A 12,948-nucleotide genomic window follows, 5' to 3' on the forward strand; every position below is an offset into this window, starting at 1 on the left:
GCCGTCGTTTTTTTATTTACAAAATCGATAGGATATATCCGCCAAAGGCTCCGAGTATAACGATAACCCAAGGTGGTGTTTTCCAAAAAGCGAGCAAGCAAAATAGAAGAGATGCAAAAACAAAATCTACAGCGTTCATAATTGTGCTCGTCCAAATAGGATCATAAAAAGCTGCTAATAAAATACCGACAACAGCTGCATTGATTCCAAGTAGTGCGCCTTGTATGTAAGATATTTTTCTCACACTGTCCCAAAATGGTAAAACACCAATAACGAGCAAGAAAGCAGGAAGAAAGATTGCAATTGTTGCGAGTATTGCCCCAAGCGTCCCGTTTAACGCAGCTCCTATATAAGAAGCGAATGTAAATAGTGGACCTGGTACGGCTTGTGTTAATCCGTATCCAGCTAGGAACTGTTCTTTCGTCATCATTCCGTTTTGTACGAACTCACCTTCAAGAAGGGGTAGCACGACGTGTCCGCCTCCAAATACAAGTGCGCCAGAGCGATAGAAACTATCAAATAAAGCGATGTAATATGAGAACGGTCTTAATATTGGTAGCAACAGTAATAGTCCGAAGAATAAGATGAGACAAGAAACTGCTATCGTTTTTGAAATAGGTACTTTTATATTTTGAGATTGACTAATTGGTTGGTTGCGATATAAAAACCAGCCGATAAAGCCAGATACTATAATGAGAATGACTTGTGTCCAGCTACTTGGCCATAATAAGGCGATTGCGGCAGTTACAATAGCAATCGTCGCACGATTTCGGTCTGGCGTTAATTTTTGCGCCATTCCCCATATGGCATGAGCAACAATTGCGACTGCTACAAGTTTTAGTCCATGAATCCAGCCAGCACTTCCAAGGTCGAATTGATTAAGGAATGAGGCGAAGAAAACTAAAACAAGCACAGACGGTAGAGTGAATCCAATCCATGAAATAATAGCTCCTAATACCCCGCCTCTTAATAATCCAACCCCCATACCGACTTGACTGCTAGCAGGACCAGGAAGGAATTGGCATAGTGCTACTAAATCTCCATAGCTTCGTTCATCCATCCATTTTCTTTTTTGTATGTATTCGTGGTGGAAATAGCCAAGATGGGCGACAGGACCACCAAATGAAGTAAGTCCTAATTTAAATGAGACGAGAAAAATCTCTAATAATGTGTGAAAAGTATATTTGTTATTTTTCAAAACTACCTCCTATAATGCTTTCCTACGTGCATTATACAAGAGATAGTAAAGAAAAAGGAACGATTCTAATGTAAAGATTATGTGAATCTTTTCTTCGTAATTAAAACTTGAAAAAGTCATAAATGATTATGTATAAACCATAAAGTAGTAGAAGTAGTGCTGGGAAATTTATATAAGGAGAATGCCTGTATGACAACACATTTCTTTGCGAGGTTAACAGGGAAGAGGGAACTACCTCCTGTAAATACAGAAGCTTATGGTGTAACAGAGTTTATATTTAGTGATGATTTAAAGAAATTACAATATCGGATCATATTGAAAAACATCGAAAAAGTTACATCATGCCAAATTCATTTAGGGAAAGCGGATCAAATTGGTCCAGTGGTTTTAAATTTGTTTGGCCCAATAAAGCAAGGTATTAGTGTAAATGAAGGAGTCGTGACCGGTGTAGTCAATGTGGAAGATTTTGAAGGGCCTTTACAGGGGAGAGCGTTTGATAGCCTACTTCAAGAAATCATTCAGGCAAATGTATATGTAAATGTTTATACGAAGTCGAATAAGAAGGGCGAAATCAGGGGGAGAATCAGAAAAGTAAAGAAGTAGAAAAAAGGCTGTCCATATTTTGGAACAGCCCTTTTTCCTATAAGGTACAAATTTTAGTGGTTATTGTCGGTAAATCGATATATTGTGAAAATCGCTAATATAATTCGCGTTACGGTCGATATATTTAAAAAACTGCTTCGATTAATTTTTTACAGGCTGATTTTTAATGAAGAAGTCCATGATATAAAACACTTCATCATCAGGTATTTGTATTTCAAATGTATTTTCAATTGGTTGTAATGCTTTTTTCACTTTCATATACATCCAGTACTCATCTTGTCTTCGTTTCTCTTTATCTGGATGAGGGAGGAGGCTTTCTCCTTTTTGAAGACGGTCTACCATACAGCTCATATGCAGAATCACACCCATTAAGCTGTCAGGAGTTAGCTGTAAGGAAATTAATTCTTGAATTGTATTTAATGCGTAACGAATTGTTTTAATAAGTAATGCTCCGTCGTTCCGCTGCATTTGTTGTTCCAGAATATCAGCCATTTTTGCATATGTTTCTTCATACGTAATTAATTCTTGAATTGGCTGAATCGCTGTGTAGTTTACAATGTCTTGGAAATGGTATGTTAAGCATGGCACCTGCACATCGAAATTTGTGACGATACAAATGATATTCCGCTCTTTTTTTATGTTCTCAATCATTTTCGTTAAATCTTTTTCATGGACGATACTAATCGGAATAATTTCAATTAAGTCTTTGTCAAATCGCAAATAGTTCTCTAACATTTTTTGAATAGCTAAAGCACTGCCTTCCCCAGTTAAACAAGCTGTTAAAATAACAGACTTCATTGGTGATAGTGGCTTTTTCTTTTCTTCTTGTACGTTTAAGTAAAACGGTGTTAAGTTCTTCACTGTTTCATATAATGCATCTAACGAGTAGCCAAGTTGAGCTTTTCGAGCTGCTTCTAGTGCATGTGGAGTGCTTGTCATGGAAAGAACACGTACCGGAATTTTGAACTCAGTTTCTAATATATCACCAATATAAGCGAGAGAGCCCATATCGACGAGTAAGAGAAGTCCATTTACATTTTGGAGTGTTTTCATATACACTTTCACACGCTCTAAGAAATCTTTCGGCGATTCATGTAACGGCATATCGATACCGGTTACTTCCTCGATGCCGAGCAGTTCGTTTGCGACGTTTGCCATTTCTGTTGCGATGCCGTTGCCGTGCGCTAATATTAATACTTTTACTTCTGTTTGTGAGGCAGGAATTGGATCAACAACGAAGAACATTGTTAAAAAGCCTGCTTCATCAATAGGCATTGTTATTTGTAATTCGTCCTCCAGTAGTTGAATGCATTGCATAGCTACGGAAAAAGCGTCCTTATATTTCGTACGAATTTGATTTAATTGTGGGTGATGAATTTGTTTCCCAGCTTGCAAACGTTGTAGAGTTGTCTGTACATGTAAGCTTAAAGCGAGAAATACTTTTTCATCAAACGTCTTAGATAAATGCTTTTCAGCAAGTTCCGCAATTCTTTCACATACGGAAACGATATTACGATCCACAATTTTAAAAACATTTTCATGACTTGTTTTTTTAGAAATTTGGTTAAAATATTGTACGAAAAAGCTTTGAATATCATTTTCTATTAGTAATTCTAATTCGTCTTCTTCAATACCGCGAGCTTGAAGTTCTTCGTATTTATAATCAATATAATCGTAAATAGAAGAACGTTTTTCATTCTCTATTTTATGATTACTCCAACCTTCATCACCTGTAAATATAAATGTTTCATTTGGTATTTGGTATAGATGACGGCTCTTTCTTTCAATGAATAGCCCTTCTTTCATATACCAAGGTAAATCTGTACTTGAAACGTAGACAGAATCACGTTTCTTTGTCACAAGGTCAGAATAGGCTTTCGCACAGGCAATTTGTACATCCGTTTTTAATTGCCCGATGTTATTGGGGCAATTGTAAAAGACGAAAGCGCGCATTGCATTCGGACTAACGTGAATTTCTTTTCGCAGACGGATTGCTTCATTTGTGAAAAATAGTTGCAGTAAAGCAAATCGTTCTTTATGTGTACGCTCACGAAGTGGTGGCAGCGTAACAGTCATTGGTATACGTCTTGTAAATGTTTTTAATAAAAATGAATTTGGTTCTTCTGTTGTTGCAGTAATGATTAATACTTGTGCTTTACGCTCGTTTTCTGTTTCTCCAAGGCGGCGGTATACCCCGCGGTCAATAAAGGTGAAAAGCATTTCTTGTCCCTCTGGAGGAAGGCGATGTACTTCATCTAAGAAAAGGATCCCTTCATGTGCTTTTTCAATTAACCCTTTTTGATCACTTGCCCCTGTATAAGCTCCTTTTTTAATCCCAAATAACTGCCCCAGTAGTAGCTGTGGATTATTTGCGTAATCGGCACAGTTAAAGACGATAAATGGTGCATTTTTAGGAAGTTGTTCAACTTCAATTGCATATTCGTGCATTAAAGAAGCGAACATAGATTTTCCGACCCCTGTTTCTCCTAGCAGTAAAGTATGCATACCGTTTGGAGGATAGAGAATAGAAGCTTTCGCTTTTTCGATTGCGATTTTAAGGCTTGTATTTTCAATTGCAAATGTATCTAATGAAGTCATTTTCTTTGAATGCGTTTCCAACGAAGCGTTCGTTTCTATATAAAAACGAACAGGACGCGTATTTGTTTTTAATAAACGTTTATCTTTTACAAGTTTGTTTAAGTCGCTACTTACATTGGCACGATCTAGTTGCAACAGGGTAGCGAGTTCTGATGCGGTTACACCTTCTATATAATTGCCTTCTTGTATTGCGTTAAAAATGAGATCTATTCGTTTCATTTCTATTCACCTCGAAACTTCATCACTATTTAAAATTTTACACAAAAATGGGAAGGGTGGGAAGAGAAAAATAAAACAGCTTTAGCAAATAGGCACTAAAGCTGTTACAATCTTGTGTCTTTCCAAAAGTTCACTTCGAGGTGAGAAGATGGATTATAGGGAAGAAGTTTGTATCCTTGTGACTGTAAGTAATCAATTACTTTAGGCAGTATTTGTACGGTTACACTCGAATCATGCATTAAAATCACTTCGACTTGTTCATCGCTCTGATTACGTACTCTTTCTAGTATGGCAGAAGGATTGTCATAGCTTTTCCAGTCATATGTATCGATTGTCCAATCCCACATTTTATACTGGGCGGATACAAGTGCATCACGGTAATTCTTTTTTAAGTAAGGCATGCTACCATACGGGACACGAACGAGATGTGAATTTAATTTTGTAACTTGCTGAACAATATTTTGTGTTTGTTCCATTTCTGTAATTAAAGCGGATGGATCACCAGTGTAAAGGCGTTTTACATCGTGTGACATACTGTGAAGTCCGATATAATGCCCCTCTTGAATTAATCGTTGCATTGTTTTTTTATAATGTGGTACTTTTCCACCAATAACAAAGAAAGTTGCTTTTCCGTTCTTTTCCTTTAAGATGTTTAAAATTTGCGTAGTATATTTGTTTGGTCCGTCATCAAATGTTAAGTACGCGATTTTTTTTGTAGGAGAGGTAGTTTCAGTATTTGGATGATGTTCAGCAGGGGTCATTGTAGTTGCTCCTGCATGAGATGACGCGTACATAGTAATTGTTAAAAATAAAATAACGTATTGAAATACTCGCTTGATCATAACATTCACCCTCAGTTTGACAATCAAGATGTAAAAAAGAAAATATAATCCTTTTCTTATTATGTATATCTTTCTCCAATAGTGGGGCTCTCAAACAATCTATATTTTGGAAATATAAAATGATGAATAAAAAATAGCATCCTCTTATAAGAAAGAGGATGCTATTTGAATATTTCATAATTGTAAAGGCTATACTACAATTAGTCTTCACGTTTTTTCACTTTTTTATAAAAGGAAATAAGTGGTTTGTAACGTTCATGTACAAGCCCAATTACTTCAGCAATGATTTCTGTAAAGAAGATTAAAACGAAAAGAAGAATAATGGATAACCATAATGTCGCACTAGAGAAAATGATTGCATTTACACTAAAGAAAATACCGAATGCGTATATAATTAGTACCGTTTTACGATGAGAGAAGCCCATTGCAAGTAAACGGTGATGTAAATGCGATTTATCTGGTGCTGAAATAGGTTTTTTATTTACGATACGACGGATAATTGCAAATGTCGTATCAAATACAGGTACGCCTAAAATGATAACTGGAACGATAAAGCTGAATAACGTTACACTTTTGTATAATCCAAGTAACGATATAACAGAAATACAGTATCCTAAAAATAGCGCGCCTGTATCTCCCATGAAAATTTTTGCTGGATGGAAGTTGTAGAATAAAAATCCAATTGTACTTGCTAATGTAATTAATGCTAGTGGTAAGATAATAGCGGCTCCAGTGCCCCATGGGCTAGTGAAGGCCATATATGCTAGCGTTGCAAGTACGATAGATGAAATACCAGCAGATAACCCATCTAAGCCATCAATTAAGTTGATTGCATTTGTAATACCTACAATCCAAAATACTGTAATTGGATAAGCAAGCCATCCAAGTTCAGTATCCCCGAGGATTGGGATATATAATACTTGCACTAATAATCCACTTTTTACAATCATCATGGCAACTAGTAGTTGCCCACCGAATTTTACCTTCGCAGATAACTCGTACATATCATCTAAAATACCGATGATTACAATGATAATCGCACCTAGCGTTATCGATAACATTCTTTGTTCGTATAAGCCGCCGACAACAAATCCTACAGCTACACCAATAAATATCGCTAACCCGCCAAGACGAGGCATAATCTTTTGATGCACTTTACGAGCGTTTGGCTTATCTGTTGCTCCTATTTTAAAAGCTAACTTAATAACTAAAGGAGTAACGACGAGTACAGTGATGAAAGATGCCAAGATGGCATAAATCACTTGTGAGTCCATTAATACCCCACCCTTTTATAGTCTAACGTAATTTTTTTAAATATATTTATCTGAAAATTATGATGTTTATTTACAGGCTCATAACATATGGTATCACAAAAAGATTAGAATTCAATCTTTTTTTCTTTGTGTGGTAAATGGAAGCGGATAGAATATATGACAATTGTATACAGAATGTTGAATCGTTTGAGAAGGTTAATTGTATTGGACTTTAGAATATGACATTTTCTCTTTTTTCGATAATGAATATTTTTATTTCAGTATTATAAGTGTTACACCTAGAAATGAGTAAGTTCCGTGTTAAAATGTGGGAATTTATCCGCATGAACGGGCAGTAAGGTTCGCACCTCAAAATTCAGTTGGAGAAAAGAAGTTAGGTGGGGATCTTAATTCCTGTAAAAGCCTGATTGGTTTAACTAATAATTAGCCGGGGATGGATGCCCCTTACTGAATAAAGTTTCATTTTATATTCTTACATGTAATTTTACAAAAACTTAAAAAAGAATGGAAAAAGTAATTCATATAATAAAGAAGTAAAAGAGTTTTCTCATTTTTAATGTGAGAGGGGGAAGCACAGGGAGAATTCTATGTATTCGTATATTTTCTATTGTATATTCCTGTGCGAAAAGGAAATGAAAATTACGATAATAGGTACCGGATACGTTGGATTAATTACAGGAGTAGGATTGGCAATGTTAGGCCATTCAGTCACATGTTTTGATATAAATGATGAGAAAATTGAACGGATAAAGCAAGGAGATCTGCCTATTTATGAAGCGGGTTTATATGAATTAATAAATGATGCATGTGAGAATGACTGTTTAACTTTTACAACAAATAGAGTAAAAGCATTTTACGATGCAGAATTTATATTTATTGCAGTTGGAACGCCATCTTTATTAGATGGGACAGCGGATTTAACATATATTCGAAGTGCTTGTGACGATATTGGAACATATGCGACGAATGACATTATTGTCGTTACGAAAAGTACGGTTCCTGTAGGTACAAATGATGTTATGAGGGGATGGATTGAGGAGAAATTACAAAATAGATATGAATTACATATCGTATCGAATCCTGAATTTTTACGGGAAGGTTCAGGGATTTACGATTTTTTTCAGGGAGATCGTATTGTAATTGGAGCAGATAATGAGGAAGCGGCACGAAAAGTGGAGAATTTGTATAGTGAATTACGCTTAAAAACGTATGTTACAAATATAAAAAGTGCAGAGATGATTAAATATGCATCGAATGCTTTTTTAGCGACAAAAATTAGTTTTATCAATGAAATTTCAAATATATGTGAGAAGGTAGGAGCCAATGTATTAGACGTTGCACAAGGGATGGGAATGGATAAGAGAATTGGGGCGTCTTTTTTAAATGCTGGCATTGGTTATGGGGGTTCGTGTTTTCCGAAAGATACGAAAGCCCTTGTGCAAATTGCAGGGAATGTGGCGCATGATTTTCGCTTGTTAAAAGCAGTCATTGAAGTGAATAATAAACAACAGTTGTTATTGATTGAGAAAGCGAAGAAAGTATTAAATATGAACAAGAAGCGGATTGCGGTGCTGGGAGCGGCATTTAAACCGAATACTGATGATATAAGAGACGCACCGTCCCTTATTATGATACAAGAATTAATTCATATAGGTGCGGATGTAGTTCTATATGACCCAAAAGCGATTCCAAATATGAAAAATATCTTTGGAGAGACTATACAATATAGCGAATGTATAGATGAATCGATTAGAGGAGCGAGTGCGGCTTTTATCATGACAGAATGGGAGGCTATCCGAGCTTATCCGTTAGAAAGGTACGCACAACTTATGAGAGAACCTATTTTATTAGATGGAAGAAATTGTTATACTATTGAGGATGTCAAGAAGCAAGAGATAGATTATTATTCGGTTGGAAGAGAAAGTATTTGTAAGAGGGAATTTTCCGTTATTCGTTAAAAAGGCATGTATTCATGTATATTCTTATATGTCATAATAGAAGTTGTAACTAGTGAAAGAAAAGAGGCAATGAAATGACTGAACGTTTAAAAGTAATGACAATTTTCGGGACACGTCCAGAAGCAATTAAAATGGCACCTCTTGTGTTAGAGTTGCAAAAACATCCAGAAAAAATTGAGTCGATTGTGACTGTAACAGCGCAACATCGTCAAATGTTAGACCAAGTATTAAGTATCTTTGGAATTACGCCAGATTTCGATTTGAATATTATGAAAGACCGCCAAACTTTAATTGATATTACAACGCGTGGTTTAGAAGGTTTGGATAAAGTAATGAAAGAAGCAAAGCCGGATATTGTACTTGTACATGGTGATACAACGACAACATTTATTGCGAGTTTAGCTGCTTTCTACAATCAAATTCCAGTAGGGCATGTTGAAGCAGGACTTCGTACATGGGATAAATATTCTCCATACCCAGAAGAGATGAATCGCCAATTAACAGGCGTCATGGCAGATCTTCATTTCTCACCTACAACAAAATCAGCAACGAACTTACAGAAAGAAAATAAAGATGAGTCACGCATTTTCATAACAGGGAATACAGCGATTGACGCACTAAAAACGACTGTAAAAGAAACATATAGTCATCCTGTACTAGAGACACTTGGAAACGATCGTCTTGTACTTATGACAGCTCACCGCCGTGAAAACTTAGGAGAGCCAATGCGTAATATGTTCCGTGCAATTAAACGTCTTGTTGATAAGCATGAAGACGTACAAGTTGTGTATCCGGTTCATATGAACCCAGTTGTTCGTGAGACAGCGAATGATATTTTAGGCGATCATAGCCGAATTCATTTAATTGAGCCGCTAGATGTAATTGATTTCCACAATGTTGCAGCTCGTTCATACTTAATGTTAACTGATTCTGGTGGTGTACAAGAGGAAGCGCCGTCACTTGGTGTACCGGTTCTTGTTCTTCGTGATACAACAGAGCGCCCAGAAGGTATTGAAGCAGGTACATTGAAATTAGCAGGAACAGACGAAGAGACAATCTTTGGTCTTGCTGATGAGTTGTTATCAGATAAAGAAGCTCATGATAAGATGTCAAAAGCATCTAATCCTTACGGTGATGGCCGTGCATCAGAGCGCATTGTAGAAGCAATTTTACAACACTTTAATAAGTAAATAAAAAAGAGCCAAATCATATGCGATTTGGCTCTTTTTGTTATTGCTGATTTCTCATAATCCACTCTGCATGAGCATTCGTAGAAGGAGGTGGTTCAGTTGGTGCTTTGTTCTGATTCTGATTCGTTTCTTTCTTTGCCTTTTCGTCAGAGTTAGAATTTGAAGAATGGTTTGATTCGGTTTTTGTAGTTGGATTTTCTTGAGTGTTTGCTGTTTCTCCTAATTCTTTTTTAATTTCGTTACGTACTGTCTCTACACCGATTGGATCTGGAAGGAAGTAATAAATACCACCTATTTTTTTGTCTTCTCCTTCAAGTTTGAACGTTTGCATTGTAGAAGGATCAAATCCAGATAGTTTATTGTAAAGAGCCAGTCCGTCTGAAATAGGAATGTCAGTTTTTATATATTTTCCAACGACTGCTGTTAAATCTTTAATTTTAAATACGGTAGAGGCTGAATTTAGTTTTTGAGCAACAGCGGCTAGTAATTGTCTTTGTCTAGCGGCCCGACCATAATCGCCGTTTGGATCCTGCTTTCGCATACGTACGTATGCGAGTGCTTCTTCCCCATTTAAGTCTTGTTGTCCTTGCTTAAATTCGATTTTTTTGTAGTAATCCACGTCTGAACGCTCCCAAAAATCGAATGGGACATCAACAGTAACACCGCCAACAGCATCAACAATTCCTTTAAAGCCTTGGAAATCAATTTTAATATAATGGTCTACAGGAACTTTTAGAAAACCTTCGACAGTTTTGATTGCCATTTCTTCTCCGCCGTAAGCGTGCGCAGCGTTAATTTTGTCCTCTTTGTTCTTACCAACAATTGGAACGCGACTATCACGAGGGATACTCATAAGCGAAATCTTTTTAGTTTTAGGATTGACGGTCGCAAACATTAATGAATCTGTACGACCGTTTTGACCGTCCGTTGCATAATCTTCTATACCCATAATGAGGAGTGTAAAAGGCTCCTTTGTAATTTCTACATCTTCGGTTCTCAAGTCCGATTTTTGACGAGTAAAACCACTATACATCCCCATGAGAGAAGAGTAGGAATTTAATATATAAAGTCCTACACCACCAAATAAAAATACGAAAATAAGGAAGTAGAAAAACTTTCTTCTTCGTTTCTTTTTTATTCTGCTATTTTGGAGATGATAATAACGTTCTTCCATATATAATCTCCTTAGTTCATTTGTAGGAAAGTAATTCACTACATTAATCTTTAAAGGTGAGGATGTAGTTATTCTTAGATAACATCTTGTTCTAAGTACAACATATCTCCTTCTGTAATTGTACATTTCCCATTTGTTAACTCAATCATCCAATCTGTGAATGCTTGTTTTCCGTCTTCTTCTACATACGTATCAAATGTGACATTTTCGAGATAATGTATATCTTTAATGGCATATTTCGAATTACGTAATTCATTTTCAATTTTGCCAAGTAATGTGTAATCAATTTCGGTCTGCATAACACGCATTAGTTTTCGCTGAACAACACCGACATGATTAATGCCTTCGCTTGTACATTTTCCATATGCGCGAATTAATCCACCTGCGCCAAGTTTGATGCCACCAAAATAGCGTGTAACGACAACGACGGTATCTTTTAAACCGCGTTTTTTTAGTACCTCTAACATAGGTACGCCAGCTGTACCGCTAGGTTCTCCGTCATCATTTGCTTTTTGGATTTGATCTTGTTCGCCAATCAAATACGCAGAACAATTATGTGTGGCATTCCAATTTTGTTTTTTTATTTTTTGTATAAATTCTTGAGCTTCTGCTTCGGTTGTAGCTCTGCTAACATAACAAATAAATCTTGATTTTTGAATGACAATTTCGTGCTCACCGTAGTCTTTGATTGTTAAATATTGTAATAACACTCGTATACGCCCCTATCTACCAAAATGACTAGTACTTTACATTTTAAAAGCGAGCGTTTTTATATTCAAACATTTTTTATAAATAAGTTAAAATTTTTGGTGAGTATTTCAACTTTTTGTTGTAATTTGTCGAGATGGTAAGTATTATTTCAAATCGGCATTTTTATGTATGGATGCACCATTTTTAGTTTTCGTGTAAACTTAGGGAATAAAAACTTTTTTATAAGGCAGGTACGCAAATGAAAACAGCTATTGTTACTGATAGTACAGCATATATACCGAAGCATATTCGTGATGAACTCAATATATATATGATTCCATTAAACGTTGTGTTTGGAACGGAATCTTATCAAGAAGAAGCTGAAATTTCAGTAGATGATTTCTATGTAAAAGTACGTGAGCAAGAAGAACTTCCGAAAACTTCTCAGCCAGCAATCGGAAAGTTTGTTGAGTTATTTGAAGAACTATCTAAGGATTATGATGCGGTTATTAGCATTCATCTTTCAAGTGGGATTAGTGGTACATATCAAACGGCAACGACAGCCGGGCAAATGGTAGAGGGTATTGATGTATATACGTACGACTCTGAAATTAGTTGTGAAGTACAAGGATTCTATGTACGTGAAGGTGCAAAGCTAGCAAGCGAAGGAAAAAATCCGAAAGAGATCGTTGCCCGTTTTGATGAAATGAAGAAAACGATGGACGCTTATTTTGTAGTGGATGATTTACATCATTTACAACGTGGAGGACGATTAAATAGTGCACAAGCTTTCATTGGTAGTTTGTTACAAGTGAAGCCAGTTTTATATTTTAGAGATAAAATCATTATTCCATTTGAAAAGATTCGTACACGTAAAAAAGCGTTAAAACGAATTGTTGAAATTTTTGATGAGCAAGCAAGTCAAGGTGTACCTATGGAAGCAGTTATCATTCATGCACAACGTGAAGAGGAAGCGAATGAATGGAAGGCAGAATTAGAAGCAAAATATCCCCATGTTACAATCCGCACAGGTTATTTCGGTGCTGTAATTGGTACGCATTTAGGTGAAGGTGCACTAGGTCTTGGATGGTATACGAAGTAATAAGATATAAAAAGCTCTCTTTTTGAAGAGGGTTTTTTTACGGATATTTTACGTGTAGTTGACAAGTTAATATTTGGAAATTATAAAATGTGCGTAAAAT

Annotated in this window: 10 protein-coding genes; 4 read left to right on the top strand and 6 right to left on the bottom strand. The window is 36.1% G+C overall.

Translation table 11 applies throughout. The annotated features are described in order from the left end of the window. Positions 1–16 precede the first annotated feature (16 nt). A complete protein-coding gene (locus tag CER22_RS04845) occupies positions 17–1,198 on the bottom strand; it encodes a chromate transporter (RefSeq protein WP_088608295.1) in 1,182 nt (393 codons plus the stop codon). Positions 1,199–1,387: 189 nt separating this feature from the next. On the opposite strand from CER22_RS04845, the gene exsM reads away from it, so the two are divergent. Beyond that, positions 1,388–1,801, top strand: a complete 414-nt coding sequence (gene exsM / locus CER22_RS04850; protein WP_048542536.1) for an exosporium regulatory protein ExsM — start codon at positions 1,388–1,390, stop codon at positions 1,799–1,801. 141 nt (positions 1,802–1,942) lie between these two features. On the opposite strand, the gene CER22_RS04855 is transcribed toward exsM, so the two are convergent. From CER22_RS04855 to CER22_RS04865, 3 genes are all read right to left on the bottom strand, one after another. Next, positions 1,943–4,618 carry a PRD domain-containing protein gene (locus CER22_RS04855; protein WP_088608296.1) on the bottom strand — a complete coding sequence of 892 codons (2,676 nt, stop codon included), beginning with the start codon at positions 4,616–4,618 and terminating at the stop codon, positions 1,943–1,945. A 104-nt stretch (positions 4,619–4,722) separates the two neighbouring features. After that, positions 4,723–5,460: a polysaccharide deacetylase family protein gene (locus CER22_RS04860; protein ID WP_088064806.1), complete on the bottom strand. Its 738-nt coding sequence runs from the start codon at positions 5,458–5,460 to the stop codon at positions 4,723–4,725. 200 nt (positions 5,461–5,660) lie between these two features. After that, positions 5,661–6,734, bottom strand: coding sequence for a glycosyltransferase family 4 protein (locus CER22_RS04865; protein WP_000378314.1), 1,074 nt, complete (start codon positions 6,732–6,734; stop codon positions 5,661–5,663). Between the two features lie 587 nt (positions 6,735–7,321). Between CER22_RS04865 and CER22_RS04870 the strand changes: the two genes are divergently transcribed. Then, positions 7,322–8,692 (top strand): UDP-glucose dehydrogenase family protein, encoded by a 1,371-nt coding sequence (locus CER22_RS04870; protein ID WP_097889561.1) that lies wholly within the window; start codon positions 7,322–7,324, stop codon positions 8,690–8,692. A 74-nt stretch (positions 8,693–8,766) separates the two neighbouring features. After that, a complete protein-coding gene (wecB, locus tag CER22_RS04875; protein WP_088608297.1) occupies positions 8,767–9,882 on the top strand; it encodes a non-hydrolyzing UDP-N-acetylglucosamine 2-epimerase in 1,116 nt (371 codons plus the stop codon). Between the two features lie 40 nt (positions 9,883–9,922). Here wecB and CER22_RS04880 read toward each other — a convergent pair whose 3' ends face one another. Both CER22_RS04880 and CER22_RS04885 read right to left on the bottom strand, forming a co-directional pair. Next, positions 9,923–11,056: an LCP family protein gene (locus tag CER22_RS04880; RefSeq protein WP_088608298.1), complete on the bottom strand. Its 1,134-nt coding sequence runs from the start codon at positions 11,054–11,056 to the stop codon at positions 9,923–9,925. A gap of 74 nt (positions 11,057–11,130) precedes the next feature. After that, positions 11,131–11,766, bottom strand: a complete 636-nt coding sequence (locus CER22_RS04885) for a YigZ family protein (protein ID WP_000926678.1) — start codon at positions 11,764–11,766, stop codon at positions 11,131–11,133. Between the two features lie 239 nt (positions 11,767–12,005). On the opposite strand from CER22_RS04885, the gene CER22_RS04890 reads away from it, so the two are divergent. Further along, the gene (locus CER22_RS04890) at positions 12,006–12,848 is read left to right on the top strand and encodes a DegV family protein (RefSeq protein ID WP_088608299.1); all 843 of its coding nucleotides are present in this window, start codon (positions 12,006–12,008) and stop codon (positions 12,846–12,848) included. Positions 12,849–12,948 lie beyond the last annotated feature (100 nt).

It is taken from the genome of Bacillus sp. K2I17, from assembly GCF_002209985.1.
Classification (GTDB): Bacteria; Bacillota; Bacilli; order Bacillales; family Bacillaceae_G; genus Bacillus_A; species Bacillus_A wiedmannii.